This window comes from Neisseria lisongii (genome assembly GCF_028463985.1).
Classification (GTDB): Bacteria; Pseudomonadota; Gammaproteobacteria; order Burkholderiales; family Neisseriaceae; genus Neisseria; species Neisseria lisongii.
Genome location: NZ_CP116766.1, coordinates 894,950 through 921,247, shown reverse-complemented (window position 1 = coordinate 921,247; position 26,298 = coordinate 894,950). Strand labels below are relative to the sequence as shown.

25 protein-coding genes, 3 tRNA genes and 1 CRISPR repeat array (1 of these 29 running past the window's edge) are annotated in these 26,298 nt (G+C 51.6%); of the genes, 17 read left to right on the top strand and 11 right to left on the bottom strand.

Translation table 11 applies throughout. The features are described 5' to 3' along the window. Positions 1 to 214: direct repeats of the CRISPR family, unit length 32 nt; unit sequence TCAGCCGCCTTCAGGCGGCTGTGTGTTGAAAC (it extends 1,814 nt beyond the left edge of the window). A gap of 79 nt (positions 215 to 293) precedes the next feature. From ttcA to PJU73_RS04125, 3 genes are all read right to left on the bottom strand, one after another. Continuing rightward, positions 294 to 1,247: a tRNA 2-thiocytidine(32) synthetase TtcA gene (gene ttcA / locus PJU73_RS04135; RefSeq protein ID WP_237091240.1), complete on the bottom strand. Its 954-nt coding sequence runs from the start codon at positions 1,245 to 1,247 to the stop codon at positions 294 to 296. 89 nt (positions 1,248 to 1,336) lie between these two features. Next, complete coding sequence (locus PJU73_RS04130; protein WP_237091241.1) at positions 1,337 to 1,768, bottom strand: hypothetical protein; 432 nt, start codon at positions 1,766 to 1,768, stop codon at positions 1,337 to 1,339. Next, positions 1,761 to 3,068, bottom strand: coding sequence for a homoserine dehydrogenase (locus PJU73_RS04125; RefSeq protein ID WP_237091242.1), 1,308 nt, complete (start codon positions 3,066 to 3,068; stop codon positions 1,761 to 1,763). Before PJU73_RS04125 ends, PJU73_RS04130 begins: the two co-directional genes overlap by 8 nt. 246 nt (positions 3,069 to 3,314) lie before the next feature. On the opposite strand from PJU73_RS04125, the gene PJU73_RS04120 reads away from it, so the two are divergent. The 8 genes from PJU73_RS04120 to ubiE all read left to right on the top strand — a co-directional run bounded on the left by PJU73_RS04120 (position 3,315) and on the right by ubiE (position 12,325). Beyond that, positions 3,315 to 3,683 (top strand): Mth938-like domain-containing protein, encoded by a 369-nt coding sequence (locus tag PJU73_RS04120; RefSeq protein ID WP_237091243.1) that lies wholly within the window; start codon positions 3,315 to 3,317, stop codon positions 3,681 to 3,683. Positions 3,684 to 3,799: 116 nt separating this feature from the next. After that, on the top strand, positions 3,800 to 5,170 hold the full coding sequence (locus PJU73_RS04115) for an L-serine ammonia-lyase (protein WP_237091244.1): 1,371 nt from the start codon (positions 3,800 to 3,802) through the stop codon (positions 5,168 to 5,170). Between the two features lie 114 nt (positions 5,171 to 5,284). Then, positions 5,285 to 6,991 carry a glycosyltransferase family 8 protein gene (locus PJU73_RS04110; RefSeq protein ID WP_237091245.1) on the top strand — a complete coding sequence of 569 codons (1,707 nt, stop codon included), beginning with the start codon at positions 5,285 to 5,287 and terminating at the stop codon, positions 6,989 to 6,991. A 59-nt stretch (positions 6,992 to 7,050) separates the two neighbouring features. Beyond that, on the top strand, positions 7,051 to 7,578 hold the full coding sequence (locus tag PJU73_RS04105; protein WP_237091246.1) for a C40 family peptidase: 528 nt from the start codon (positions 7,051 to 7,053) through the stop codon (positions 7,576 to 7,578). Positions 7,579 to 7,969: 391 nt separating this feature from the next. Continuing rightward, positions 7,970 to 8,881 (top strand): oxygen-dependent coproporphyrinogen oxidase, encoded by a 912-nt coding sequence (gene hemF, locus PJU73_RS04100; RefSeq protein ID WP_237091247.1) that lies wholly within the window; start codon positions 7,970 to 7,972, stop codon positions 8,879 to 8,881. Positions 8,882 to 9,060: 179 nt separating this feature from the next. Further along, the gene (ilvD, locus tag PJU73_RS04095; protein ID WP_237091248.1) at positions 9,061 to 10,920 is read left to right on the top strand and encodes a dihydroxy-acid dehydratase; all 1,860 of its coding nucleotides are present in this window, start codon (positions 9,061 to 9,063) and stop codon (positions 10,918 to 10,920) included. Between the two features lie 179 nt (positions 10,921 to 11,099). Then, positions 11,100 to 11,519 (top strand): gamma-butyrobetaine hydroxylase family protein, encoded by a 420-nt coding sequence (locus tag PJU73_RS04090; RefSeq protein ID WP_237091249.1) that lies wholly within the window; start codon positions 11,100 to 11,102, stop codon positions 11,517 to 11,519. A 68-nt stretch (positions 11,520 to 11,587) separates the two neighbouring features. Continuing rightward, on the top strand, positions 11,588 to 12,325 hold the full coding sequence (gene ubiE / locus PJU73_RS04085) for a bifunctional demethylmenaquinone methyltransferase/2-methoxy-6-polyprenyl-1,4-benzoquinol methylase UbiE (RefSeq protein WP_237091250.1): 738 nt from the start codon (positions 11,588 to 11,590) through the stop codon (positions 12,323 to 12,325). Between the two features lie 109 nt (positions 12,326 to 12,434). On the opposite strand, the gene rlmB is transcribed toward ubiE, so the two are convergent. The 7 genes from rlmB to PJU73_RS04050 form a co-directional block, all read right to left on the bottom strand. Continuing rightward, on the bottom strand, positions 12,435 to 13,187 hold the full coding sequence (rlmB, locus tag PJU73_RS04080; protein WP_237091251.1) for a 23S rRNA (guanosine(2251)-2'-O)-methyltransferase RlmB: 753 nt from the start codon (positions 13,185 to 13,187) through the stop codon (positions 12,435 to 12,437). Between the two features lie 190 nt (positions 13,188 to 13,377). After that, positions 13,378 to 14,298: a tRNA pseudouridine(55) synthase TruB gene (truB, locus tag PJU73_RS04075; protein WP_237091252.1), complete on the bottom strand. Its 921-nt coding sequence runs from the start codon at positions 14,296 to 14,298 to the stop codon at positions 13,378 to 13,380. A 155-nt stretch (positions 14,299 to 14,453) separates the two neighbouring features. Continuing rightward, a complete protein-coding gene (gene rbfA, locus PJU73_RS04070; RefSeq protein ID WP_237091253.1) occupies positions 14,454 to 14,825 on the bottom strand; it encodes a 30S ribosome-binding factor RbfA in 372 nt (123 codons plus the stop codon). 77 nt (positions 14,826 to 14,902) lie between these two features. After that, the gene (gene recA / locus PJU73_RS04065; protein ID WP_237091273.1) at positions 14,903 to 15,952 is read right to left on the bottom strand and encodes a recombinase RecA; all 1,050 of its coding nucleotides are present in this window, start codon (positions 15,950 to 15,952) and stop codon (positions 14,903 to 14,905) included. Positions 15,953 to 16,065: 113 nt separating this feature from the next. Then, positions 16,066 to 17,046, bottom strand: coding sequence for a lipoyl synthase (gene lipA, locus PJU73_RS04060; protein ID WP_237091254.1), 981 nt, complete (start codon positions 17,044 to 17,046; stop codon positions 16,066 to 16,068). Then, complete coding sequence (lipB, locus tag PJU73_RS04055; RefSeq protein WP_237091255.1) at positions 17,043 to 17,660, bottom strand: lipoyl(octanoyl) transferase LipB; 618 nt, start codon at positions 17,658 to 17,660, stop codon at positions 17,043 to 17,045. Before lipB ends, lipA begins: the two co-directional genes overlap by 4 nt. Next, complete coding sequence (locus PJU73_RS04050) at positions 17,660 to 17,941, bottom strand: HP0495 family protein (RefSeq protein WP_237091256.1); 282 nt, start codon at positions 17,939 to 17,941, stop codon at positions 17,660 to 17,662. Before PJU73_RS04050 ends, lipB begins: the two co-directional genes overlap by 1 nt. 266 nt (positions 17,942 to 18,207) lie before the next feature. On the opposite strand from PJU73_RS04050, the gene lon reads away from it, so the two are divergent. The 5 genes from lon to PJU73_RS04025 all read left to right on the top strand — a co-directional run bounded on the left by lon (position 18,208) and on the right by PJU73_RS04025 (position 23,748). Further along, positions 18,208 to 20,652: an endopeptidase La gene (lon, locus tag PJU73_RS04045; protein ID WP_237091257.1), complete on the top strand. Its 2,445-nt coding sequence runs from the start codon at positions 18,208 to 18,210 to the stop codon at positions 20,650 to 20,652. Positions 20,653 to 20,822: 170 nt separating this feature from the next. Further along, positions 20,823 to 21,092 carry an HU family DNA-binding protein gene (locus tag PJU73_RS04040; protein ID WP_066078839.1) on the top strand — a complete coding sequence of 90 codons (270 nt, stop codon included), beginning with the start codon at positions 20,823 to 20,825 and terminating at the stop codon, positions 21,090 to 21,092. Positions 21,093 to 21,214: 122 nt separating this feature from the next. Next, the gene (locus tag PJU73_RS04035; RefSeq protein WP_237091258.1) at positions 21,215 to 21,835 is read left to right on the top strand and encodes a riboflavin synthase subunit alpha; all 621 of its coding nucleotides are present in this window, start codon (positions 21,215 to 21,217) and stop codon (positions 21,833 to 21,835) included. Positions 21,836 to 21,884: 49 nt separating this feature from the next. After that, positions 21,885 to 22,751 carry an ATP-binding protein gene (locus PJU73_RS04030; RefSeq protein ID WP_237091259.1) on the top strand — a complete coding sequence of 289 codons (867 nt, stop codon included), beginning with the start codon at positions 21,885 to 21,887 and terminating at the stop codon, positions 22,749 to 22,751. 19 nt (positions 22,752 to 22,770) lie between these two features. Continuing rightward, a complete protein-coding gene (locus tag PJU73_RS04025) occupies positions 22,771 to 23,748 on the top strand; it encodes a tRNA dihydrouridine synthase (protein WP_237091260.1) in 978 nt (325 codons plus the stop codon). 416 nt (positions 23,749 to 24,164) lie between these two features. On the opposite strand, the gene PJU73_RS04020 is transcribed toward PJU73_RS04025, so the two are convergent. Beyond that, a tRNA-Leu gene (locus PJU73_RS04020) sits at positions 24,165 to 24,249 on the bottom strand. 257 nt (positions 24,250 to 24,506) lie between these two features. Here PJU73_RS04020 and PJU73_RS04015 point away from each other — a divergent pair. From PJU73_RS04015 to PJU73_RS04000, 4 genes are all read left to right on the top strand, one after another. Continuing rightward, a complete protein-coding gene (locus PJU73_RS04015; RefSeq protein ID WP_237091261.1) occupies positions 24,507 to 25,166 on the top strand; it encodes a hypothetical protein in 660 nt (219 codons plus the stop codon). Further along, positions 25,163 to 25,756, top strand: coding sequence for a GTP cyclohydrolase II (gene ribA / locus PJU73_RS04010; protein ID WP_237091262.1), 594 nt, complete (start codon positions 25,163 to 25,165; stop codon positions 25,754 to 25,756). Before PJU73_RS04015 ends, ribA begins: the two co-directional genes overlap by 4 nt. Before the next feature lie 93 nt (positions 25,757 to 25,849). Next, a tRNA-Val gene (locus tag PJU73_RS04005) sits at positions 25,850 to 25,925 on the top strand. A 22-nt stretch (positions 25,926 to 25,947) separates the two neighbouring features. Continuing rightward, positions 25,948 to 26,024 (top strand) — tRNA-Asp (locus PJU73_RS04000). Positions 26,025 to 26,298: the final 274 nt, after the last annotated feature.

Below are 26,298 nucleotides of genomic sequence, written 5' to 3'. Positions count from 1 at the left end.
GCTGTGTGTTGAAACAAACAATATCATTATCGCTTAGGCCGTCTGAAAATCAGCCGCCTTCAGGCGGCTGTGTGTTGAAACTAAACGATTGCGGAAAAAAATTATGTAAATACCATCAGCCGCCTTCAGGCGGCTGCGTGTTGAAACCTGCCCGACAATGCCAATGCCATAACGACCGATCAGCAGCCGCCTTCAGGCGGCTGTGTGTTGAAATCAGCTGCTGCCCAGCGTTAGTCAATGATGTGTCAGCTGCTATCTATTAGTCTGTTTCAGCATATGACGGGTGTTCCGGTTCAGCCGCTGCAGCCGGTTTTGGGTTTGCTGGCGAGGATGTTGATGATTTTGCGTTCGGTTTTGGCGGTTGTGCTTTCGTCTTCATCTTCGCTGCCGTCTGAAAAGCGTTCGGGAACGGTTTCGCTGTCGAATGCCAAGTCGCCGCCGTGTTTGAGGGTTTGACCCCGTTGCAGATTGGCGAAGTCGAAGAGTTCGGTATCGGCAAGGTGGGAGGGGACGATGTTTTGCAGGGCGGAGAACATGGATTCGATGCGGCCGGGGAAGCGTTTGTCCCAGTCCCGCAGCATATCGCCGATGACTTGGCGTTGCAGGTTGGGCTGTGAGCCGCAGAGGTTGCATGGGATAATGGGGAATTGTTTTAATTCGGCATATTTAATCAAATCTTTTTCTTTGACATACGCCAGCGGTCGGATGACGATGTGTTCGCCGTTGTCGCTCACGAGTTTGGGCGGCATGGCTTTGAGTTTGCCGCCGTAAAACATGTTGAGAAACAGGGTGGCGAGGATGTCGTCCCGATGGTGGCCGAGGGCGATTTTGGTGCAGCCGAGTTCTTTGGCGGTGCGGTAGAGGATGCCGCGGCGCAGGCGGCTGCACAGTGAGCAGGTGGTTTTGCCTTCTTCCAAAACCCGTTTGACGGTGGAATAGGTGTCTTCTTCGACGATTTTGTAGTCTACGCCTATGCTTTGCAGGTATTCGGGCAAAACGTGTTCGGGGAAGCCGGGTTGTTTTTGGTCGAGATTGACGGCGACTAAGTCGAATTCAATCGGGGCGCTGGCTTGAAGTTGGCGCAGAATGTCCAAGAGGGCGTAGCTGTCTTTGCCGCCGGAGAGACAGACCATGATTTTGTCGCCCGGTTCGATCATATTGAAGTCGTTGATGGCATCGCCCACGGCATGGCGCAGGCGTTTGCTGAGTTTGTTGTTTTCTAATTCTTGTTTGCTTTTTTTGGACATGATGTTAAGGGTAGGTTAGCGGTTGGAAAATCAAGAGAATGCCGTCTGAAAACCGGATGGTGCGTTTTCAGACGGCATGGCGGCGGTTGTTATTCTGCCTTTAGGGCGGCAATACATTGCCGGTCGCGCTGTTCGAAAGCGGCTGCGCCGCCCAAAAGGGCGAGTTGCTGTTCGGCGCTGATGCTGCTGAGCGACTGAATCTGTTTGTCGGTCAGTTTTTCCAGCGGTTCGTCCCAAACGCAGACGCAGTATTGTTCGACCACTTGTTCGCCTTTTCCGGCAAGCCCCTGCTGCGCTAAATCTGCCTGCCATTTTTCGGAAAACGGTATGTTTTTCACGCAGGATTCAATCACGGCCTGCTTGGCTTTGGGCTTGGAAAGGGCGCATTGGGACAGGAAAAAGCAACCCAGCAGCAAAGCCATAATCACCCATGCCCAAATGCGGACGGTGCGGATTTTGGCTTTGGCTTTGCGGGTGGCGGCGGCACGCTCTTCGGCGGTTTGCGGGCTTGGCTCAGTCATGCAGGCTTTCCATACGGATCATGGTAATCGGCGTATCCACGCAGTCGAGTGCTTCGATGGCGGCGATGGCGTTTTTGATGTTTTTCTCAACCGTGCTGTGGGTAAGAATCACGATTTCTGCCGTACTTTGGTCGATAACGCCTTTTTGGATCAGGGCTTCGATGGAAACGTTTTCTTTGGCTAGCAGGTTGGCGATTTGGCCGAGCGTACCCGGTTTGTCGGCGGCACAGACACGCAGATAGTAGCTGCTGGTGATTTCGTCCATCGGCAACAGGGTTTGCGGCTGCACTTGATCGGGTTGGAACGCCAGATACGGCACACGGTATCCGCTCGGTGCGTCCAGCAATCGGGCGATGTCGATAATGTCGGCAACCACGGCGCTGGCGGTCGGCAAAGCACCTGCGCCTGCGCCGTAATACAGGGTTTCGCCGACCATATCGGCATTGACACGCACGGCATTCATTACGCCGTTTACATTGGCCAGCAGGCGGCATTCGGGAATCAGGGTCGGGTGGACACGCAGTTCGATGCCTTTATCGGTTTTGCGGGTAATGCCCAAGAGCTTGATACGGTAGCCCAATTCTTCGGCGTATTTGATGTCCCGACTGTCGAGTTTGCTGATACCTTCGAGATAGCAGGCGGAGAAGTCCACCGGCATACCGAAAGCCAAAGCGCTCATAATGGTGATTTTATGGCCGGCATCGTGGCCTTCGATATCGAAAGTCGGGTCGGCTTCGGCATAGCCCAAGGCTTGCGCTTCTTTCAACACATCGGCAAAAGCGCTGCCTTTTTCACGCATTTCGGTGAGAATGAAATTGCTGGTGCCGTTGATGATACCGGCAATGCTGCGGATACGGTTGGCGGCAAGGCCTTCGCGCAGGGCTTTGATAATCGGAATGCCGCCGGCTACGGCTGCTTCAAACTGAACCATCACATTGTTTTCTGCCGCCAGCGCAAACACTTCGTTGCCGTATTCGGCGAGCAGTTTTTTATTGGCGGTAACAATGTGTTTGCCGCTGGAAATGGCTTTGAGGATAACGTCTTTGGTAATGCCGGTGCCGCCGAACAGCTCGACCACGACATCGACATCTTCACGCACCACCAGTTCAAACGGGTCTTGAACAAAGGCGGCATCCGGACATAATTGCGCCGCACGTTCCGCTTTGGCATCGCACACGGCACTGATGCGGATATCGCGACCCAAACGGCGGCTGATTTCCGCTGCGTTGTCCTGCAACACGGCGGCCGTACCGCCGCCGACTGTTCCCAAACCCAAAAGCCCGATATTCACTGATTTCATTGCGTCTCCTTAATGAGGTTTTCATGAGGTTGCCGGCCGCCTGTTTCTGTGTATGGCGGAAAAGTCCGCTCTGCTATATTATAGCTGCCTATAGCAAATCAATTTGTTTGGAAGATTGATTTGCTATATCCGGAGCGGGCGGAAAAATGCGGCATTTGAAAAAATGGTTAATCCTACCCGAAATTGCCTGTTTTTGCACCTGTTTTCCGCAATTATTCCGACAACAACGATAAGTGGAATCCAATTATGCTGATTGAAGAAAACCCGCCGCAGGGCGAGGCGTTTTTTTATCGGGAACATGAAAAGCTGATTGAATACGGCGGCGGAAATTCGGCCGTACCGTTGCTGTACCGCAGCGGCGGCGCAGTGCCGACACCCGAAGCAGTGTTTGACGGTTTGACCGCCGATGATTTGCTGCAGCAAATCGATTCGGAACAACCTGAAATCTGGCTGCTCGGAAGCGGGGCGAAACAGCGTTTCGTTCACCCGAAAATTACCGCCCAACTTGCTGCCGCCGGTATCGCTTTGGAATGTATGAACACTGCCGCCGCCTGCCGCACGCTGTTGCTGCTGGAAGGTGAGGGGCGGAAAGTGTGGGCGTGGCTGTGGCCGTAGCAGGATGAGGCCGTCTGAAAATTGAGTGTAACGGATTTCTGTGAAGCTGAAACGGCCATTAATCGACAAACAACAATAATTTTCCGCCTGTTGCAACGGGCATTCAGAGAGCAAACATGATCAGTGTTTTTGATATTTTCAAGGTGGGTATCGGCCCTTCGAGTTCGCATACCGTCGGCCCGATGAAGGCGGGCAAGCAGTTTGTGGACGAATTGTGCGAGCGGCGGCTTTTGGATAAGGCGGAACATATCCATGTCGATGTGTACGGTTCGCTGTCGATGACCGGTATCGGCCACGGCACGGATACTGCCATCATGATGGGTTTGGCGGGTTATCTGCCGCACGATGTCGATATCGACCTGATTCCCCGTTTTGTGCAAAACGTCAAAGACAGCGGCGTGTTGCCCATCGACCAAGGAAGCCGCAGCGTCCGTTTTGATTATGCGCAGGATATGCAGTTTCACGACACTTTTCTGCCGCTGCACGAAAACGGCATGAGCATTACCGCATTTTCAGACGGCCTCGTATTATACCGGCAAACGTATTATTCCATCGGCGGTGGCTTTATCGTGGACGAAGCGCATTTCGGCGAACAGCCGCCCGAGGCTGCCGATATTCCGTTTCCCTACCAATATGCCGACGATATTTTAAACATCTGCCGCAGCCGCAATATCAGCCTTGCGGAATTGGCGCTGGCCAATGAAACCGCTGTGTTGGGGAGCGAAGCCGAAGTACACTGCCGCCTGCAGTCCATCTGGCAAACTATGCACGACTGTATCGAACGGGGCTTGGTAACCGAAGGCATTTTGCCCGGCCCGCTCAAAGTAACCCGCCGTGCGCCGCTGCTGAAAAAACGTTTGGAAGCCGCCACCGCAGGCAACGACGACGATCCGATGCAGGTTGTCGATTGGATTAATATGTACGCCTTGGCGGTAAACGAAGAAAATGCCGCCGGCGGGCGGGTGGTAACTGCGCCAACCAACGGAGCCTGCGGCATTGTGCCGGCCGTGTTGATGTATTACCGAAAATACCTTGGAGAACTCATGCCCGACATCATCAGTCGCTACCTGCTGACCGCCGGTTTGATTGGTTCGCTGTATAAAATGAACGCCTCGATTTCTGGTGCCGAAGTCGGCTGTCAGGGCGAAGTCGGCGTTGCCTGTTCGATGGCGGCGGGCGCATTAGCGGCGGTACGGGGCGGTACACCCGAACAAGTCTGCACCGCCGCCGAAATCGCCATGGAACACAACCTCGGCCTGACCTGCGACCCCGTCGGCGGACAAGTCCAAGTGCCGTGTATCGAACGCAACGCCATCGGTGCCGTCAAAGCCATCAACGCCGCCCGCATGGCGATGACCCGTGAGGGTCAAACCCACGTCAGCTTGGACAAGGTTATCGAAACCATGTACGAAACCGGCAAAGATATGAACGCTAAATATCGGGAAACCTCAAAAGGCGGGCTGGCGGTTCGGATTGTGTGCCAGTAAATAATGGCCGTTTGGGTGTAAAATAGCGATTGATGCCGTCTGAAAAATGTTGGATGAAGCTGAAACCGGTTTTCAGACGGCATGTAAAACTATTTATAAATTAAGAGGAAATACATGAATCAAAGGCTTAAGATTGTTTTTGGTGCAGATTATTACTATGCCAAACAAGTTGAAACGACTTTGAAATCTATTTGTTGCCACAATCGAGATGTTGATTTTTACCTGCTCAACAGAGATTTTCCGTCAGAATGGTTTGAAACAATCTCTGCTCATTTGGCGTTATTGGGCAGTACAATTAGCAATATTTATGTGAGTAATGAGACTATCGCCGATTTTGACACCTATCCGCATATTAATTCGGAAGCGACTTATTTCCGCTATTTTATTCCCGAATTAATTGATGAAGACAAAGTACTGTATCTTGATTGCGATTTGGTGGTAAATGGTTCGTTGAATGACTTTTTCCGATTGGATTTGGGCAACGCTTTTGTCGCGGCAGTCAAAGACCCGATTGCAGTTGAATATCATCAACAAGAAAATGAGTTTAACGCAGGCGTTTTGTTAATCAACAATGCTTTGTGGCGGCAGGAAAAAATTTGTCAAAAGGCTTTGGATTATACTGAACGGAATAAACAGCTTATCCGTAATGGAGATCAAGAGGTATTGAACGTTTTATTCCGAGGGCGGTGGTTGAGCTGTAGTAGAAACTTTAATTACCAAACCGGTATTGAATTTATGTGGCATAAAGCCGGTAAATCTCCTCTGATGGTGGATGATTTCAGTCGCCAATTGCCGTTGGTTGCTCATTACTCCACTGCAGCCAAACCTTGGAAGCCTGGTGATTTTCAAAGCAGCTTGCATGGGCTTTATGTTTTTTACAATACTTTGGCATGGACAGATATTGTTGAGGACAAAGTGGATACAGAAAAAATAAGCGATTGTTTGGTGAAAACAGACAAACAGCCTGACAACAAGAAAAAACATACCGCTACCGTTGCCGTGATTACGTCCAGCACCGGCCGTGCAGAATTGGAACGGGCGATTTTAAGCGTTAGGGCGCAAACTTATCCGGCCAAACATTATGTGATTGTCGATGGCGAACAGTTTGCCGAAAAAGTGCGGGCAATCGTTAAAAAATATCCCGAAGTCGTTACCGTTTATCTGCCGATGAATACCGGTGCAAACGGCAAAGTAAACAGTACCATCAATGCCATTGCCCCGTTTTTGACCCAAGAAGATTATGTCTGCTATTTGGACGATGATAACTGGTATGAGCCGGAGCATGTCGAAAGTTTGGTTGAAACGATGGAGAAGGGTGGCGCAGATTATGCTTATGCTTTGCGCAATTTCTGCGGTGAAAACGGCAATTTGATCTGCCCCGATAACTGGGAATCGGTCGGCAATTACGACAGCTTGCCGGAAGATGTTTATTTTGACATTCAAGCGGCTGGAAGTCAGCAGAAGTTGAAGATGAAATTTAATCGCATAACTGCCCGCCATATCGATACCAACTGCTACTTTTTCCCAAGAATGCTGGCGTTATCTTTGGCGGTTACATGGGAAACCGGCGGTAGACTTAATGATAAAGCGGTATTCAAACGGTTATGCGAATGCGGTGGGAACGGCGTATCCAGTGGGCGGTTTACTGTCAATTATACTTTTGATTTTTTCAAAGCATACGGAAATACTGTAGAACAATGGCGGTCGTTTGGTTGGACAGATTCAGCAATTAAACAATTCGGCGATAAGATGTTGGAAATTTTGGGGGAATACGCCTTAAAATGCCATGATAACCAACCACCTTGGCTGACATCAAAATAAGACAGGCCGTCTGAAAACGGCATTGTTCGGTTTTCAGACGGCCTTGCAAACAGGGGAAGATGATGAAGAGCGGATTCACCGCCGCATTAAGCATTTTTGCCGCCCTGATACTGGCGGCCTGCGGCGCAAGCGGCAAAAAGCACGGCAAGCCGGTGCAGGCTGCGCAGAGCAAAGTCAAGCCGGTGCGCATTACCCATATCGACCGCACCCACGGCTCGCAGGAAATTATGATTCAGAGCATGGGCTTGATCGGCACGCCGTATCAATGGGGCGGAAGTTCCACCACCACCGGCTTCGATTGCAGCGGCATGATTCAATATGTGTACAAAACCGCACTCGGCGTGAACCTGCCCCGCACCGCACGGGATATGGCGGCGGCTTCCCGCAAAATTCCCGACCGACAGCTGATGCCGGGCGATTTGGTGTTTTTCAACACCAGCAGCCGCACCAAATATTCCCATGTCGGCATCTATATCGGCAACGGCGAATTTATCCATGCGCCGAGCAGCGGCAAAACCATTCAGACCGAAAAACTGTCCAAACCGTATTACGCCAAAAACTATCTCGGCGCACATACGTTTTTTTGAAGCAAGGCCGTCTGAAAATTAAGCGATGGATGGGTTTGCTTAAAAAAGAGAACAAAGTGTAGGTTGGTTCATAACTCAGTATAATGTGAAATTTACCAATCCCGTGCGTGTTCTGGCACACACGCTACACCAAACACAGTAGTAGCGTGCATGCCGGAGCATGCACGGGTCTGTTAATATACAGTGAATTTAAAATGTGCCGGAAATTCGGCTGATTCACTATAACAGCCAGACGATGTTTGATGGGTAACAAGTTGTGCCACCTTACGCCGAACGACAACGGAAACCTGTTCCCCGCCTGTCGGTGGGACGGAGTTAGGGGAAAGAGTAGTTCATTGCGTTGCTGTATTTTTGGGAATAACTGCAATCAGAAACAAAAAAAGGAAACATCATGCACACACAGCAAGTTATCAGCGTATTGAAACAGTTGCAGAACAATATTTGCCAAGCCTTGGCACAGCAGGACGGGGCGGCGGATTTTGTGCCGGAAAGCTGGCAAAGCCGGCTGGGAATCGGCGAAACGAGGGTATTGAAAAACGGCGCAGTATTCGAGCAGGCGGGGGTGAATTTTTCTCATGTCAAAGGCGACAAAATGCCGGTTTCCGCCACCGCCCACCGCCCCGAATTGGCGGGCGCTGCGTTTGAAGCGATGGGCGTATCGCTGGTGATTCATCCTAAAAATCCCTATGTGCCGACCAGCCATGCCAACGTCCGCTTTTTTATTGCGTATCCTGAAAACGCCGAGCCGGTATGGTGGTTCGGCGGCGGCTTCGATTTGACCCCGTTTTATCCGTTTGATGAAGACATTGCCCATTGGCACGGTGTGGCACGCAATCTCTGCGAGCCGTTCGGCGCAGAGGTTTATCCCGAATATAAAAAATGGTGCGATGAATATTTTTATCTCAAACACCGGGGCGAAACCCGAGGTGTGGGCGGCCTGTTTTTCGATGATTTGAACCGTTGGGATTTTGACACTTGTCTGAACTTTATCAAAGCAGTGGGCGAGGGTTATCTGGAAGCCTATGTGCCGATTGTCGCCAAACGCAAACACACCGGCTATGGCGAGCGGGAACGGGATTTCCAGCTTTACCGCCGGGGCCGCTATGTGGAATTTAATCTGGTTTGGGATCGGGGTACGCTTTTTGGCCTGCAAAGCGGCGGGCGTACCGAAAGCATTTTGATGTCGATGCCGCCGCTGGTGCGTTTTGAATATCAATATCAGCCTGAAGCCGGTAGTGCCGAAGCAAGGTTGAACGATTATCTGAAACCGAGGGACTGGCTGGCGGAATTTGCTGAGAGATAAAAGAGAAGCAAATACCGTTTATGCAAACGCTGTGAAAATAGCGTTTCTTAATTGCCGGTAATTGGTATAAAATAAGCATTTCAAAAAATAACAGGCCGTCTGAAAGCCGGATAAGCGGTTTTCAGACGGCCTTAAATAGAAAATAAAATATTTCAAGATAAAAGATAAGGAAGCCCATCATGCCGGACTACCGTTCCAAAACCTCTACCCACGGCCGCAATATGGCGGGCGCACGTGCGCTGTGGCGTGCGACAGGCGTGGCCGATGCCGATTTCGGCAAACCGATTATTGCCATTGCCAATTCGTTCACCCAGTTTGTGCCGGGCCATGTCCATCTGCACAATATGGGCCAGCTTGTCGCCCGTGAAATCGAAAAAGCGGGTGCGATTGCCAAAGAATTCAATACCATTGCCGTGGACGACGGCATTGCCATGGGCCACAGCGGTATGCTGTATTCGCTGCCGAGCCGTGATTTGATTGCCGATTCCATCGAATATATGGTCAATGCCCACTGCGCCGATGCGCTGGTGTGTATTTCTAACTGCGACAAAATCACTCCCGGTATGCTGATTGCCGCCATGCGTCTGAACATTCCGACCATTTTCGTTTCCGGCGGCCCGATGGAAGCGGGTAAGGTGATTGGTGCGATTAACATTGCCGATGAGCGTCGTTTGGACTTGATTGACGCTATGGTTGAAGCGGCTGATGACAATGTTTCCGATGCGGCGATTGCTGAAGTCGAGCAAAACGCCTGCCCGACCTGCGGCTCGTGTTCGGGCATGTTTACCGCCAATTCGATGAACTGCCTGACCGAAGCCTTGGGCTTGTCGCTGCCGGGCAACGGCTCATATCTGGCGACCCACGCCGGACGCAAAGACCTGTTTCTCGAAGCAGGCCGTCTGATTGTCGAAATTACCAAACGTTATTACGAACAAAACGACGAAAGCGTGCTGCCCCGCAGCATTGCCACCAAAAAAGCCTTTGAAAACGCCATGACCATGGACATTGCCATGGGTGGTTCGACCAATACCATTCTGCATTTGCTGGCGGTTGCCAACGAAGCCGGTGTCGATTTCAAAATGGCCGATATTGACCGTTTGAGCCGCATTGTGCCGTGTATCTGCAAAACTGCGCCGAACAACCACGATTACTATATGGAAGACGTGCATCGTGCCGGCGGCATTTTCGCCATTCTGAAAGAATTGGAAAAAGCGGGCAAACTGCATACCGATGTGTACACCATTCACGCACCGACTTTGGGCGAAGCCATCAAACGCTGGGACGTAACCAATCCGGACAACACCGAAGCCATCGAACGCTTCAAAGCTGCGCCGGGCGGCGTGCGCACCACGCAGGCATTTTCGCAAAACCGCATGTGGAAAACGCTCGACCTCGACCGTGAAAAAGGCTGTATCCGCAGCGTGGAACACGCTTATTCGCAAGACGGTGGCTTGGCCGTGTTGTTCGGCAATATCGCCGAGCGGGGCTGCGTGGTGAAAACCGCCGGCGTGGATGACAGCATTTTGAAATTCACCGGCAAAGCCAGAGTGTTTGAAAGCCAAGACGCTGCGGTAGAAGGCATTTTGGCCAACACCATCGAGCCGGGCGACATTGTGATTATCCGTTACGAAGGCCCGAAAGGCGGCCCGGGTATGCAGGAAATGCTGTATCCGACTTCCTACCTCAAATCCAAAGGTCTGGGCAAAGCCTGCGCCCTGCTCACCGACGGCCGTTTTTCCGGCGGTACATCGGGTCTGAGTATCGGCCACGCCTCGCCGGAAGCCGCAGAGGGCGGCGCAATCGGTTTGGTGGAAGAGGGCGACATCATCGACATCGACATTCCGAACCGCAGTATCAACCTGCGCATTTCCGATGAAGCCCTTGCCGAACGCCGCCGCAATATGGAAGCCCTCGGCAACCGTGCGTGGAAGCCGAAAAACCGCGACCGCTATGTTTCTCCGGCGCTGCGTGCCTACGGTGCGATGGCGACTTCCGCCGACAAAGGCGCAGTACGGGACGTATCGCAAATCGAGCGTTAAAACGATACTGAAGGCCGTCTGAAAATCGCAACATACGTTTTCAGACGGCCTCTCCCGGCAATTTTGCCGCCGTATCGAAAGCGGCGTTTAAAACTGCTAAAATACAGCGTCTCAAGTGCGCCTCTATCCGATTATCGTGTACGACAAAACGGCATTTCCGCCGTTTCCGAAAGAAAACCATGCAACATATTGTTCCGGACGAAATCCGCCTGCGGCAAGACCGCACCGCCTTAGTGCTGGTGTACGGCGGTGAACCGAAAACCTTGCCGGCGGAATATCTGCGGGTGTATTCCCCCAGCGCCGAAGTGCGGGGACACGCCCCGAATCAGGAAGTATTGCAGACCGGCAAAGCAGACGTAACCGTGATGGGTTTGGAACCGGTCGGACAATACGCCGTCAAAATCACTTTTTCAGACGGCCACGACAGCGGCCTTTACGATTGGGCATATCTGCACAAACTGGCCTATCAATACGATGAATTGTGGGAGGACTATCTGCGCCGTCTGCAAGCAGCAGGCGCTTCCCGCCAAGCCGATCCCGACCGCCAAGCCGCCGTCAAAACCGGCTGCGGCGGCGGAAGCTGCGGCTGTAAACATTAAAACAGGCCGTCTGAAAACGGCAAGCGGTTTAGCGTTTCGGCCAAACCCACACCACAGAAAGCAAAACCATGAGCGACCAAAAAACCCACTTCGGATTCAGCACCGTTGATGAGCGGGAAAAAGCCGGCAAAGTAGCCGAAGTATTCCACTCGGTAGCCAAAAACTACGACATCATGAACGACGTGATGTCCGGCGGCCTGCACCGTGTCTGGAAACACTTTACCATCAATACCGCCCGCCTGAAAAAAGGCGGCAAAGTGCTGGACATTGCCGGCGGTACCGGCGACCTTTCCCGAGGCTGGGCAAAACGGGTCGGCAAAGAAGGCGAAGTCTGGCTGACCGACATCAATTCTTCCATGCTCACTGTCGGCCGCGACCGCCTGCTCAACGAAGGCCTGATTTTGCCCGTATCGCTGGCCGATGCCGAAAAATTACCGTTTCCCGACAACTATTTCGACTTGGTGTCCGTCGCTTTCGGTCTGCGCAACATGACCCATAAAGATGCCGCCTTAAAAGAAATGCACCGTGTTTTAAAACCCGGCGGCACATTGCTGGTATTGGAATTTTCCAAAGTGTACAAACCCTTAGAAGGCGTATATGACCTGTATTCTTTCAAACTGTTGCCGGTGATGGGCAAACTGATTGCCAAAGATGCCGACAGTTACCAATATTTGGCGGAATCCATCAGAATGCACCCCGATCAGGAAACCCTGAAACAAATGATGCACGATGCCGGTTTCGACAGCGTCGATTACCATAATATGAGCGCCGGTATCGTGGCGCTGCATAAAGGCGTGAAATACTGATTGTCGGATTGAGACAAAAACCATGCCGTCTGAAAACCTGGTTTTCAGACGGCATGGTTTTTTTCAGTGAAATGGGAGTAAACGCCCCGGCCTAATCAGGCATTTCCGTTTACACCGCTTCGGCTTTCAATGTCCGCTGGCGGCGGGTTTCGCTTAATACCATGCCGGCGCTGACGGATACGTTCATACTTTCCACCGTACCGAACATGGGAATCGAAACCAGCATATCGCAATGTTCCCGTGTCAGGCGGCGCATGCCTTGGCCTTCGTTGCCCATTACCCAGGCAATGCTGTCGGGCAGGGTGCAGTGGTAGAGGTCGGCTTCGCCGCCCATATCCGTGCCGACGATCCAAATGCCGTATTCTTTCAGTTCACGCAGCGTGCGGGCAAGGTTGGTTACCGTGATATAGGGAACGGTTTCGGCAGCGCCGCAGGCAACTTTGCTGACAGTGGCATTCAGGCCGGCGCTTTTGTCTTTCGGTGCAATCACCGCATGTACGCCCATCGCATCGGCAGTACGCAGACAAGCGCCGAGATTGTGCGGGTCGGTAATGCCGTCCAAAATCAGCAGGCAGGGCGGCTCTTGCAGGTTTTCCAACACATCTTCAAGATGAACATGGTTTTTGGAAGCATCGATAAAACCGACCACCCCCTGATGGCGTGCGCCTTTGCTCAAAGCATTGAGGCGTTCGGCATCGGCAAAATGCAGGCGGACGTTTTCCGCAGCGGCTTTTTCCAATACCTCCCGGCTGCGGGCATCGTTTTTACCTTCCTGCAGATACAGTTCGGTAATGGATTTCGGATTTTGCCACAGGCGGGCATTGACGGCATGAAAACCGTAAATCAGTCGTTGGTTGGCCATAATATGTCTTTGAATAAGAAGTTTGATTTTCAGACGGCATTATAACAAAGAAAGCGGCGGGTAATGTTGGAAACAGGCCGTCTGAAAACCGAAAGATTGGCTTATTAATAGCTGTTTTGCCAATATCGTTGAAATTTAGTACAGCCAGGCGAGCCAACGCTATATGTAAACACATTTCAAGCGTAAGTTTTTACAATGCCTGTGCCGTATTCATCAAACGCAAGGGTTTGAGGCGGGCGGCTTCGGGGTGGTATTCGGCGAGGCCGATAAAGTGGTTTTGTTGTGAGTAGATGCGGATCGGGCTGTGTGCCGGATAATGGTCGGAACTAAATTGGGGGCGTTGGCCTTTGCGCAGCATATCGACGGCTTTGTCGTTGAGCGTCAGGGCGGGGAGGTATTGCACCAGTGCATCGCAAGGCAACAGTAATTTGTCTTGTTCGCTTTCGGTCAAACCGGCAAGTTCGTCCAAGGTATGGGCGTGTTCCAAGGTGAAACCGGCGGTGGCGGTGCGGCGCAGGGCGGTGAGGTGGGCGAAGGTGCGGCATTGGCGGGCGATGTCTTCGCTGAGGGTGCGGATATAGGTGCCTTTGCTGCATTGCACGTCAATCACGGCTTTGGGATAGGTAAATTCGGTGATGTCGATACGGTAAATGGTAATGTCCCGTGCCGGGCGTTCGATGATGATGCCTTTGCGGGCGTATTCGTAGAGCGGTCTGCCTTCGTGTTTGAGAGCGGAAAACATCGGCGGCACTTGGCGGATCGGGCCGGTGAGGGCGGCGCAGGCTTGTTGGAAATCGTTTGGGGAAACGGGTTGGCTGCTGCGCTCGATGATTTCGCCTTCGGCATCGCCGGTGGTGCTGGCTTCGCCGAGTTTGACGGTGGCGGTGTAGGCTTTGTCGGCATCCAGCATATATTGGGCGAATTTGGTGGCTTCGCCGAAGCAGACGGGCAACAGGCCGGTGGCTAAGGGGTCGAGTACGCCGGTGTGTCCGGCTTTTTCGGCACGATACAGGCGGCGGGCTTTTTGTAGGGCGGTGTTGCTGGAAAGGCCGCCGGGTTTGTCGAGCAGGAGAACGCCGTTGACGGCTCGGAAGTTTTTGCGTTGAGTCATGGAAGTCGGGCGGTGGAAAAATGGGCGGCATTTTGCCGCCGTGAATTATGGTTTTTTAACAGTAATGTTATCGTTGAAACACTGGCTTCTGTTTTCTTTAAGATTGAAAATGTAAACCATTGATTTTCAATAAATAAAATACATATTCTGTGTAATCAATCTTCAACCGGTTTTTCGGCGGCGGCCTGTTCGATCAGGGCGGAAAGGGTCATGCCCCGTTCTAAAGATTCATCGTATTTGAAATGCAGCTCTGGGATTTTGAAGATTTTAATCCGTTTGGCCAATTCGCTGCGCAGGTGGCCTTTGGCGTGTTCGAGTGCTTCTTCGCTTACGCTGCGGGCGGTGTCGTTCAATACGGTGTAGAAAATGGTGGCGTGGCTGTAATCACGGGTAATTTCGACATCGGTAATGGTGATAAAGCCGGCTCGCGGGTCTTTTAAATCGGTGCGGACCAGCTCTGCCATTTCCCGCATAATCTGTTCTTTTACTCGGTCTTGGCGGGCGTAGCCTCGTTGGGGTTTGCGCATGGGGTTTCCTTGATGGTGGGCAAGGCCGTCTGAAAACGGGTTTGCCGGTTTTCAGACGGCTTGTGCGGGATGGTGGGTTATTCTTCGGGCGCTTCGCCGTCGGTATGGTCGATGGTGCCTTCGGTAATGCTGACATTGACACCTACGGCGCTGCGGATTTTGGCATCGATTTCGTTGGCAATTTCCGGATTTTCTTTCAGCCACAGGCGGACATTGTCTTTGCCTTGGCCGATTTTGTTGCCGTTGTAGCTGTACCAAGAGCCTGATTTTTCAATAATATTGTGATCGGTGCCGATGTCGATCAGCTCGCCTTCCCAGCTGATGCCTTCGCCGTAGAGGATATCGAAAGTGGCTTGGCGGAACGGCGGCGCAACCTTGTTTTTAATTACTTTGACTTTGGTTTCGTTGCCGATGATTTCGTCTTCTTTGGTCTTGATTTGCGTGCCTCGGCGGATATCGAGGCGTACGGACGAGTAGAATTTCAGGGCATTGCCGCCGGTGGTGGTTTCCGGATTACCGAACATCACGCCGATTTTCATGCGGATTTGGTTGATGAAAATCACCAGCGTGTTGGTGCGTTTGATGTGGCCGGTCAGTTTGCGCAGCGCCTGGCTCATCAGGCGGGCTTGCAAACCGACGTGGCTGTCGCCCATATCACCTTCGATTTCGGCTTTCGGTACGAGTGCGGCTACGGAATCGACCACCACCATATCTACGCCGCCGGAGCGTACCAGCGTATCGCAGATTTCCAAGGCTTGTTCGCCGGTGTCGGGTTGGGAGAGATACAGCTCTTCAACTTTTACGCCGAGTTTGCGGGCGTAAACCGGGTCGAAGGCGTGTTCGGCATCGATAAAGGCACACACGCCGCCGGTTTTTTGGCACTGGGCGATGGCTTCCAAACAGAGGGTGGTTTTACCCGAAGATTCCGGTCCGAAGATTTCGACAACCCGGCCGCGCGGTAAACCGCCGACACCCAAAGCCAAATCAATGCCCAGCGAGCCGGTGGAGATAACGTCTAAGTTGTCTTCCTGATGGCTGCCGTCCATCTTCATAATCGAGCCTTTGCCGAAGTTTTTTTCAATCTGAGCCAAAGCAGCGGCGAGTGCCTTGCCTTTGTCTTCGATGATGTTGTTTTTGTTACTTTTTTCGTTGGCCATAATCTAGCTTTCTGTTCGGAATAGTCAAATGGATATTGGTTTTCAGACGGCCTGTATGGTTGAGGCCGTCTGAAAAACGGGTTTTAGTGGTGGCAACCGCCGTGGCTTTCGCGCAGGGCTTCGGCGGCCTGTTCGTCGGCGTGGTAGCTTGAGCGTACCATGGCACCGATGGCGGCGTTGCTGAAGCCCATTTCGTAGGCTTCTTTTTCAAATTCTTTGAATTGGTCGGGCGTAACGTAACGCAATACCGGCAAGTGGCCGTCTGAAGGCTGCAGATATTGGCCGATGGTAATCATTTCGATTTGGTTGGCACGCATATCCCGCATGATTTCCCGAACCTGTTCGTCGGTTTCGCCCAAGCCGACCATGATACCCGATTTGGTCGGAATATGCGGCATCATTTCTTTGTAGCGGCGCAAAAGTTCCAGCGAGTGTTTGTAATCGGCACCGGGACGGGCTTTGCGGTATAAATCGGGGTGGGTTTCCAGATTGTGGTTCATCACATCGGGCGGGGTTTCGGCGAGGATGTTTAGGGCAATATCCAAGCGGCCGCGGAAATCGGGAACCAGAATCTCGATTTTGGTATTTGGGCTGGTTTCGCGGATGGCTTTGATGCAGTCGGCAAAGTGTTGCGCACCGCCGTCCCGCAGGTCGTCCCTGTCAACCGAGGTAATCACCACATAGCGCAGATTCATTGCTTTTACGGATTCGGCGAGATTTTTCGGTTCGTCCGGATCGAGCATATTCGGGCGGCCGTGGCCCACGTCGCAAAACGGACAGCGTCGGGTGCAGATGTCGCCCATAATCATAAAGGTTGCCGTGCCTTTGGTAAAACATTCGCTGATATTCGGGCAAGAGGCTTCCTCGCAAACCGTGTGCATTTTTTGTTCACGCAAAAGACTTTTGATTTCAAAGAATTTTTTTCCGGGTAATTTGGCACGAATCCATTCGGGCTTTTTCAGTTTCTGTTCCAGCGGAACCACTTTAATCGGAATGCGTGCGGTTTTGTCGGCACCTTTGAGTTTGACGCCGCGTTTAGGATCGTCTGTTTTGATTTCGCTCATGAGGATTCTTTCGCTGTAAGTTGCGTGTAGAGGTGTGCGGTCAGTTTGCCGGCCACTTCGGCCAAGGCCGGACAGGGGCGGACGAAGTCGGCAATTTGGGTCATTTCCATACCGGCGTAGCCGCAGGGATTGATGTGGGTAAACGGGCTTAAATCCATATCGACGTTCAGTGCCAACCCGTGATATACCGATCCGTTTTTAATTCTCAAGCCCAAAGAGGCGATTTTTTTCTCGCCGACATAAACGCCGGGGCGTTTGGGGTCGGCGGCGGCCTGAATATGGTATTCCGCCAGTGTCGCAATAATGCTGTTTTCCAGTGCGGACACGATGCTGCGCACGCTGGTTTTGCGACGTTTGAAGTCGATCATGGTATAAACGACCAACTGGCCGGGGCCGTGGTAGGTAATCTGACCGCCCCGGTCGATTTGAACCACGGGAATATCGTCCTGAATCAGCAGGTGTTCGGGTTTGCCGGCCAAACCTTGGGTAAACACCGGCGGGTGTTCGACCACCCACAATTCGTCTTCGGTAGTGTCGGTGCGTCCGGCATTGAATGCCTTCATCGCTTCGAAAGTAGGCTGGTAATCGACCAAACCTTTCTGCACGATTTTCATTACAGCACCACTTTAACCAATTCGTGGGAAGTCAGCGCACGGTAGATGTTGTCCAACTGCTCTTGGCTGCTGACATTGACCTGAACGGTAGCGCCGGTATAGTTGCCTTTGCTGCTCGGGCGGGTGGTAATGTGGCGGGCTTCGGTGTCCGGCGCATGAAGGCGGACGGTTTCCAAAACGGCTTTTTCAAAATCGGGGTGGACTGCGCCCATTACTTTCAGCGGGAAGGTGCATGGAAATTCAATCAGGGATTTTTGTTCGTTTTGCGCTGCGGCGGACATAATATGGCGGTTCCTTTCGTTTAGAGGCCGTCTGAAAATGAGCGTAGCGCATTGCTGCGAAGCTGAAACCGGTTTTCCGGATTCGGATTCTGGGCTGTGAAAAAGCCCGTTTTCAGACGGCCTGTCCAAGGTGGGTATTCTAACTCAAACACCGTAAAAAAGCGATTTCGGCAAAGTGGGTATCGGAAAGCTGTTTTTCAAGTCTTGAAATCCCGCAGTTCAACCCAACTTAGGCTGCAACCTGGTTGAAACAACTGAGATTTAAGATGTCAAAAGAAAAAACGATAGAGCAATACCGTGCCTTGAGCACTTTGCCGCTGCGTGATGTAGTGGTTTATCCGCACATGGTGCTGCCGCTGTTTGTCGGCCGCCCGAAATCCATTGCTGCCTTGGAAGCGGCAATGGCCGATGACGAACCGGTGTTCCTGCTGGCGCAGAAAGAATCCGAATTGGAAGAGCCTGCGCCTGCCGATCTGCACCAAACCGGTACGGTTGCCCAGGTTTTGCAGGTGTTGAAACTGCCTGACGGCACGGTGAAAGTGTTGGTGGAAGGCCTTTACCGGGCCCGTGCGCTGACGGTTGAAGACAACGGCACGCTGTTTGTTTCACATGTAGAAGCACTTGACGATGAAGCGGGCGACGACCATCCCGATGTCGAAGCTCTGCGCCGCACGCTGCTGTCGCAATTTGAACAATACGCCAAGTTAAACAAAAAAATTCCGGCGGAAATCATCAACAGCGTCCACGGCATCAAAGAAAACGGCCGCCTGACCGATACCGTTGCCGCCCATCTGCAGTTAAAACTGACCTACCGCCAACAGCTTTTGGAAACCGAAAACGTGATGGTGCGTATGGAATTGCTGCTGGCCCGCTTGGAAGCCGAGCTGGACATTATGCAGGTGGAGAAACGCATCCGGGGTCGGGTCAAACGCCAGATGGAAAAATCCCAGCGCGAATATTATCTGAACGAGCAGGTTAAGGCGATTCAGAAAGAGTTGGGCGAGGAAGACGAGCGCAGCGAACTGGAAGCCTTGGAAGGCAAAATCAAGGCCGCAGGCATGACCAAAGAGGCGGAAGAAAAATGTTTGTCTGAGTTGAAAAAACTGAAAATGATGCCGCCGATGTCGGCCGAATCGACCGTGGTGCGCAACTATATCGATATTCTGCTCGAACTGCCGTGGAAGAAAAAATCCCGTGTCAGCAAAGACATTGCCAAAGCCGATTTGGTGCTGAATGCCGACCATTACGGCTTGGAAAAAGTCAAAGAACGGATTTTGGAATACCTTGCCGTGCAAAAACGTATGGACAAGCTCAAAGGCCCGATTTTGTGTTTGGTCGGCCCGCCGGGCGTGGGTAAAACTTCTTTGGGCGAATCGATTGCCAAAGCCACTGGCCGCCAATATGTGCGTATGGCGCTGGGCGGCGTGCGTGACGAAAGCGAAATCCGAGGCCACCGCCGAACCTATATCGGTTCGATGCCGGGCAAAATTTTGCAGAACATGGCCAAAGCCGGTGTGAAAAACCCGTTGTTTTTGTTGGATGAAATCGACAAAATGGGCAACGATTTCCGAGGCGATCCGGCCAGTGCGCTGCTGGAAGTGCTTGATCCCGAACAAAACAGCAAATTTGCCGACCACTACGCCGAAGTGGATTACGATTTGAGCGATGTGATGTTTATCGCCACATCCAACAGTCTAAATATTCCGACCCCACTGCTGGACCGTATGGAAATTATCCGTCTGTCGGGCTATACCGAAGACGAAAAAATCAATATCGCCATGCAGTATTTAGTGCCGAAGCAGATGAAGCGCAACGGTGTAAAAGAGGGCGAGTTGATTATTGATGAAAGCGCCGTGCGGGACATTATCCGTTATTACACCCGTGAAGCCGGTGTACGCTCGCTGGATCGCGAAATTGCCAAAATCTGCCGCAAAGTGGTGATGCAGATTACCTTGTCGGAAGACAAGAAAAAAGCTGCCAAATCCAAAGCCAAGCCGAAAGCGGTCAAAGTTGATGCAGGCAATCTGCACGATTATTTGGGCGTGCGCCGCTTTGATTACGGCGTTGCCGAAAGCGAAAACCGTATCGGTCAGGTAACCGGTTTGGCGTGGACGGAAGTCGGCGGCGAACTGCTGACAGTCGAGGCCGTGGCATTGCCGGGTAAGGGTGTGATTCAATGTACCGGCCAGCTGGGTGATGTGATGAAAGAATCAGTATCTGCCGCTTGGTCGGTGGTGCGTTCCCGAGCCGAATCGGTCGGACTTGCGCCTGATTTCTACGAGAAAAAAGACATTCACGTCCATGTTCCCGAAGGGGCAACGCCGAAAGACGGGCCGAGTGCCGGTATCGCCATGACCTTGGCGATGGTGTCAGCATTCACCCGGATTCCGGTGCGTGCCGATGTGGCGATGACGGGCGAAATTACCCTGCGGGGCGAAGTGCTGCCGATCGGCGGTTTGAAAGAAAAACTGCTGGCGGCGTTGCGGGGCGGCATCAAACATGTGCTGATTCCGCAAGACAATGTCAAAGATTTGGAAGAAATTCCGGAAAACGTCAAAACCGGCCTGACCATCCATCCGGTGAAATGGATAGACGAAGTCTTGGCATTGGGTTTGGAAAGCCAGCCTGCGCCGTGGGCGGAAACCGTGCCTGCGGAAGCTGCGGCGGCGGGAAAAAGCCGTCCGTCAAGAGCAAAGGCAACCAAGCACTGATTTTGACCCAAAATGTGTTGTAAAAAATGCGGGTTCGCCCTGAAAGCCCCTAAAACTGGCGGATTCCGCATTTTTCGCTTGACATGCCAATTTCAGAATTGCTATAAAGCACACATGTACTGCGAAGTACCCCAAACATATTATTTTTCAACGATAGAAAGGGACTGATTGTGAACAAGTCTGAATTAATCGAAGCGATTGCTCAAGAAGCCGGCATTTCTAAAGCTGCTGCTCAAAAAGCGCTGGACGCTACTACCAACGCCGTAACCGAAGCGCTGAAAAAAGGCGATACCGTCACTCTGGTCGGTTTCGGTACTTTCTACGTTGGCGAACGTGCCGAGCGTCAAGGCCGCAACCCAAAAACCGGCGAGCCTTTGACCATTGCAGCTGCGAAAACGCCTAAATTCCGTGCAGGCAAAGCGCTGAAAGACGCTCTGTAATCACTTGTCCGCATCAAATCGAAACCGTTTGCCGACGGTTTCCGATTAAGGCCGTCTGAAAACGTGGTTCTGTTTTCAGACGGCTTTTTACCGTTGATAAACACACAATATTCAGGAAAAAAATGTTTACAGGAATTGTACAGGGTATCGGCAAAATCGTTGCCATCGAGCAGGAAAGTGCCGAATTCCGCACCCATATTGTCGAATTGCCGCCACACATGACAGACAATCTGCAAATCGGCGCTTCCATTGCCAACAACGGTTGCTGCTTAACCATTACCCGCATTGAAAACAATCAGGTCAGCTTCGATTTGATGAACGAAACCTTGGCAAAAACCAATTTAGGCCGTCTGAAAACCGGCGACAGCGTCAATTTAGAGAGGGCGGCAAAATTCGGCGACGAAATCGGCGGCCATGTGATGAGCGGCCATATTATCGCCAACACACACATCACCCGTATCGAACAAACTCCGGCTAACCGCACCGTATGGTTTGCGCTTCCGGAAACGCTGAAACCCTATATCCTGACCAAAGGCTTTGTCGGCTTGGACGGCTGCAGCCTGACCATCGGCAGCGTGAGCGAAACCGAGTTTAACGTCCACCTGATTCCCGAAACGCTCAACCGCACCTTATTCGGCAGCCGCCAAGTTGGCGACTGTATCAACATCGAAATCGATCCGCAAACGCAGGCGGTTGTCGATACCGTTATGCGGGTGATGGCGCAAAACGCACAGGCCGTCTGAAAACGGCTCGATTTAACACATAACAGATTCATCACAAAGGAAAAATAAAATGAAACTGAGCAAATTTCTCAAAAAACTCAATTCAGTTATCGACCGCTTGGATTTGCTGCTTCCGGCGCACCAAGCCGATACCGACTGGTCTGCGCACGCCTACCGCTGGCAGAGTGTCGGACGCAAAGGCATTCTGGAAAGCCTACCCATGCCGCACACCTTCCCTTTGGAACGGCTGGCGGCAGTCGGCCCGCAAACCGAGAAACTCAAACGCAATACCGAACAGTTTTTATCCGGTCGTCCGGCAAACAACGTATTGATGAGCGGCTCAAGGGGAACAGGCAAATCCTCGCTGGTTAAAGCATTGCTGCACGAATATGCCGGGCAGGGGCTGCGTTTGATCGAAGTCGATAAAAGCGATTTGGTCAGCTTGCCGGAATTGCTGGTGTTGCTGGCAAAACGGCCTGAAAAATTCATCGTATTTTGCGACGACTTATCGTTTGAAAACGGCGACGAAACCTATAAAGCCCTGAAAACCGCCCTAGACGGCGGCCTGTCGCAGCGCTGCAGCAATGTTTTAATCTACGCCACTTCCAACCGCCGCCATTTAATGCCCGAATATATGGACGAAAATGGCGGTACAACCGGCATTCGTGGCGAAATCCACCAAAAAGAAGCCGTAGAAGAAAAAATTTCCCTTTCCGACCGCTTCGGCTTGTGGCTGAGTTTTTACCCGTTCGACCAAAACGATTATCTGCAGGCGGTTGAAAACTGGCTGGGCGATTTCGGCGTTACCTATGATGAAACCGCCCGTGCCGCCGCATTAAGATGGGCGCAGACACGGGGCAACCGCTCCGGACGCTCCGCATGGCAGTTCGCCTGCGATTGGGCAGGGCGTTTGCCTGAACAGCGGGTGTTGGATTAACCTTATCCCAAACAATTAAATGAATGATATAAAACAGAAAAGCCGTCTGATTCTGGCACCCATGCAAGGCCTTTGTGATCCTGTGATGCGGGATTTGCTGACCCGAATCGGCGGCTATGATGAATGCGTCAGCGAATTTGTACGGATTACGCACACGGTTCACTCACGCCAAACTTGGCTCAAACACGTTCCCGAGCTGGCAAACGGCAACAAAACCTTTGCCGGTACGCCCTGCACGGTGCAGCTTTTGGGCAGCGATGCGGAAAATATGGCGGTAAACGCCTTGGAAGCCGTGCGTTTCGGCGCAGACAAAATCGATTTGAATTTCGGTTGCCCGGCACCAACGGTCAATAAACACCAAGGCGGGGCGGTATTGCTCAAAGAGCCGCAACGGATTTTTGAAATCGTCCAAACCCTGCGCCGCCGTATGCCGTCTGAAATTCCGCTGACCGCCAAAATGCGTTTGGGTTTTGAAGATACATCATTGGCACTGGAATGCGCTGCAGCGATTGCCGAGGGCGGCGCTTGTGCGCTGACCGTACACGCCCGAACCAAAGTCGAGGGCTACGAACCGCCGGCACATTGGGAATGGGTACGCAAAATCCGAGACAGCGTCAATATTCCGGTTACCGCCAACGGCGATGTATTTTCGCTGGAAGATTATCTGGCGATTAAAGAAACCAGCGGTTGCCAAAGCGTGATGCTGGGACGGGGTGCGGTAATCCGCCCCGATTTGGCACGGCAGATTAAACAGTACGAACAGGGCGAAAGTGTGCGCCAAGCGGATTTCGCCGAAATATCGGGCTGGATTCTGCTGTTTTTCGATTTATGCCTGCAAAAAGAAACCAACAACAAATACCCCGTCGCCCGCCTGAAACAGTGGCTGGGCATGATGAAAAAAGCCTATCCGCAGGCACAAAACCTGTTTGAACAGATTCGGGCCCTGAAAGAAGCCGACCAAATCCGCCCGATTTTGGCAGATTTAGCGGGGAAATAGGGCAGTTTGGAAGATTATGCCGTCTGAAAATCGATTTTCAGACGGCTTCATTATGCGACGATTTCAATGTCTTTGTTTTTAACCAAAGTCAGCAGTTTTAGGGTAATGTCGCACACATACAATCCCCGCCCGTCATTCAGCTTATAGGGTTTTCAGCAGGCTTGGCATTCTTGATTTGTCGGTCGTTCAGGGGCATTTGGGGGTATTTTTTTCAGGGGTATTTTGGGACACCCCCAAATATACCCCCAATTTATGCTTGATTCAATTAGACGGCATTAGATGATATTAGACTAAAAATAGAAAATCAGAAAACAGGCAATCAGGCTGAAAGCCTTGCGGGTCGGGGATTTGGTCGATTGGATTAGACGGTATTAGATGTAAAAAAAGCAGCTTTGAAAGCTGCGTTTTTATGAGTTTGGTGCGGACGGAGAGACTCGAACTCTCACACCTTTCGGCGCCAGAACCTAAATCTGGTGCGTCTACCAATTTCGCCACGTCCGCATATTGTCTGTATCGGGGCATGGTTGGGTTTAAGACAAACGTTAAACCAAATCCAGCCCAAAACTTGATTTGCGGATTATACACACAATATTGCCGGGTGCAAAGTGTGTATTGTTGGGAAATGCGGTTATAATGGCGGATTATGATTTTTAGGCCATCTGAAAATCAGTTTTCAGACGGCCTGACTCAACCTGCTGCGTTGCATTATCTGCAATCGGTAGAAAATCCTGTGTATCGGTTTTGAGGAATGGTGGGATATGCCTGCTTTATTGATTGAAGATTTTTTGCAGACTCAGGGTTTGCGTTTGCAGAAAGACGATGTTGCTGTAGCTTATGCGGCGGCAAAAGCGGTGGTGGATATGGGGGAGGCGGCGATTGAGCGGCCGCTGCTGTGGCACTGCAGCGATGAATTGGTTTTGGCTGATTTTTTTGCTGAAACGGCGGAAAATACGCTGTTGCTGAAAAAAATCTTTATGGCTTTGGATTCGGTGTTCAGCCGTTCTCAAGGTGTCGCAGCGGCGGCGGTTTATGCGTTGATGCCGTCTGAAAACCGTTTGGTACGTTTGACTGCGCAAGGTGTTGCTTTGGAAGCGGCGTTGGCGGTGGATGAGTTTGGAAGCCAAACTTATTTGGTAGTGCGTACGGCGCAAAGTGCGTGGATGAACATTGCTGCGGATACGGCGGCATGGGCGGCGGCGGGCGAACTGTTTTGCAGCCGCAATCAGCATGGTGCGCAGATTTCGGTGCCGGTTTGTGCTGAAAACGGTACGGTATTGGGCGTGATTCAAGTGGAATTTGAACACCCGTTGCCCGAAAGCGACGACACACCGGCAACGGAATGGGTGGCACTGGCATTGGCGTTGATTGAACCGTTAAAACAATTATTGAATTTTTCTTGTGAGGACGAAACTTTATGACTGAAGCGTTGAAATTTGTGGCTTCTTGCCGCCTGCCGACCGAATGGGGCATTTTTACCATGCATGGTTTTGAAGAAACGGGCGGACAGGAACATATCGCTTTGGTGATGGGCGAAGTTTCAGACGGCCTGCCGGTTTTGTCCCGAATTCATTCGGAATGTCTGACCGGCGATGCGCTGTTTTCAAAAAAATGTGACTGCGGTCCGCAGCTGATGGCGGCCATGAAAGCGGTGCAGCAGGAAGGCCGGGGGGTGATTGTTTATCTGCGTCAGGAAGGTCGGGGCATCGGCCTTATCAATAAAATCCGTGCCTATCGTTTACAAGATCAGGGCTTGGATACAGTGGAAGCCAATCTGGAACTGGGCTTGCCGGTCGATGCCCGAAATTTCAGTCTCGCCGGCGATATTTACCGCCATTTGGGCGTAGCCAGCATTAAATTACTGACCAACAATCCGGAAAAAATCCAAACCATGAAAGACAGCGGCATTAATGTTGTCGAACGGGTCGCCTTGCAAGTTGGCGAAAATATTGAAAACGAGCATTATCTGCAAACCAAAGCCGATAAATTGGGACATTTGCTGCAAAAATAAAAATTTATTCTGTTTATCTTCAAAATCTTGTATTTTATTAAGAAAAACAGTCTTGCCGAAAATACCGTTTTTTGGTTTAATAACCGCTTATTCGGGTGATTAGCTCAGTTGGTAGAGCGTCTGCCTTACAAGCAGAATGTCGGCGGTTCGACTCCGTCATCACCCACCAGTTTCCTTTTGTTGTTAGATATGCGGTGGTAGCTCAGTTGGTTAGAGTATCGGCCTGTCACGCCGAGGGTCGCGGGTTCGAGCCCCGTCCGCCGCGCCACATAAAGAAAAAAGTACCGAATCCGGTACTTTTTTCTTTATGTGGCTTTTTTATTTTTACCACCGAAATTAATGCACCAATCCGACCTCTTTACGCAAATTCAAATAATTTCAAATAGCTTTTCACAAAACAATTCCCAATAAATATTTATTTTTTAATCATTTATTTTTTCAAATACAAAAAACACCTGTTTTACGCCCGAAAAGGCAAGACAAGCAGGGGAATGTCTGTTATGGTATTAACGGTATTCGGCCGAAGCAGCCGATGTTTTATC

Bases quoted from the DNA above. Each gene is read 5' to 3' on its own strand.
- ttcA (WP_237091240.1), bottom strand. From the start codon at position 1,247: ATGTCCAAAAAAAGCAAACAAGAATTAGAAAACAACAAACTCAGCAAA.
- PJU73_RS04130 (WP_237091241.1), bottom strand. From the start codon at position 1,768: ATGACTGAGCCAAGCCCGCAAACCGCCGAAGAGCGTGCCGCCGCCACC.
- PJU73_RS04125 (WP_237091242.1), bottom strand. From the start codon at position 3,068: ATGAAATCAGTGAATATCGGGCTTTTGGGTTTGGGAACAGTCGGCGGC.
- PJU73_RS04120 (WP_237091243.1), top strand. From the start codon at position 3,315: ATGCTGATTGAAGAAAACCCGCCGCAGGGCGAGGCGTTTTTTTATCGG.
- PJU73_RS04115 (WP_237091244.1), top strand. From the start codon at position 3,800: ATGATCAGTGTTTTTGATATTTTCAAGGTGGGTATCGGCCCTTCGAGT.
- PJU73_RS04110 (WP_237091245.1), top strand. From the start codon at position 5,285: ATGAATCAAAGGCTTAAGATTGTTTTTGGTGCAGATTATTACTATGCC.
- PJU73_RS04105 (WP_237091246.1), top strand. From the start codon at position 7,051: ATGATGAAGAGCGGATTCACCGCCGCATTAAGCATTTTTGCCGCCCTG.
- hemF (WP_237091247.1), top strand. From the start codon at position 7,970: ATGCACACACAGCAAGTTATCAGCGTATTGAAACAGTTGCAGAACAAT.
- ilvD (WP_237091248.1), top strand. From the start codon at position 9,061: ATGCCGGACTACCGTTCCAAAACCTCTACCCACGGCCGCAATATGGCG.
- PJU73_RS04090 (WP_237091249.1), top strand. From the start codon at position 11,100: ATGCAACATATTGTTCCGGACGAAATCCGCCTGCGGCAAGACCGCACC.
- ubiE (WP_237091250.1), top strand. From the start codon at position 11,588: ATGAGCGACCAAAAAACCCACTTCGGATTCAGCACCGTTGATGAGCGG.
- rlmB (WP_237091251.1), bottom strand. From the start codon at position 13,187: ATGGCCAACCAACGACTGATTTACGGTTTTCATGCCGTCAATGCCCGC.
- truB (WP_237091252.1), bottom strand. From the start codon at position 14,298: ATGACTCAACGCAAAAACTTCCGAGCCGTCAACGGCGTTCTCCTGCTC.
- rbfA (WP_237091253.1), bottom strand. From the start codon at position 14,825: ATGCGCAAACCCCAACGAGGCTACGCCCGCCAAGACCGAGTAAAAGAA.
- lipA (WP_237091254.1), bottom strand. From the start codon at position 17,046: ATGAGCGAAATCAAAACAGACGATCCTAAACGCGGCGTCAAACTCAAA.
- lipB (WP_237091255.1), bottom strand. From the start codon at position 17,660: ATGAAAATCGTGCAGAAAGGTTTGGTCGATTACCAGCCTACTTTCGAA.
- PJU73_RS04050 (WP_237091256.1), bottom strand. From the start codon at position 17,941: ATGTCCGCCGCAGCGCAAAACGAACAAAAATCCCTGATTGAATTTCCA.
- lon (WP_237091257.1), top strand. From the start codon at position 18,208: ATGTCAAAAGAAAAAACGATAGAGCAATACCGTGCCTTGAGCACTTTG.
- PJU73_RS04035 (WP_237091258.1), top strand. From the start codon at position 21,215: ATGTTTACAGGAATTGTACAGGGTATCGGCAAAATCGTTGCCATCGAG.
- PJU73_RS04030 (WP_237091259.1), top strand. From the start codon at position 21,885: ATGAAACTGAGCAAATTTCTCAAAAAACTCAATTCAGTTATCGACCGC.
- PJU73_RS04025 (WP_237091260.1), top strand. From the start codon at position 22,771: ATGAATGATATAAAACAGAAAAGCCGTCTGATTCTGGCACCCATGCAA.
- PJU73_RS04015 (WP_237091261.1), top strand. From the start codon at position 24,507: ATGCCTGCTTTATTGATTGAAGATTTTTTGCAGACTCAGGGTTTGCGT.
- ribA (WP_237091262.1), top strand. From the start codon at position 25,163: ATGACTGAAGCGTTGAAATTTGTGGCTTCTTGCCGCCTGCCGACCGAA.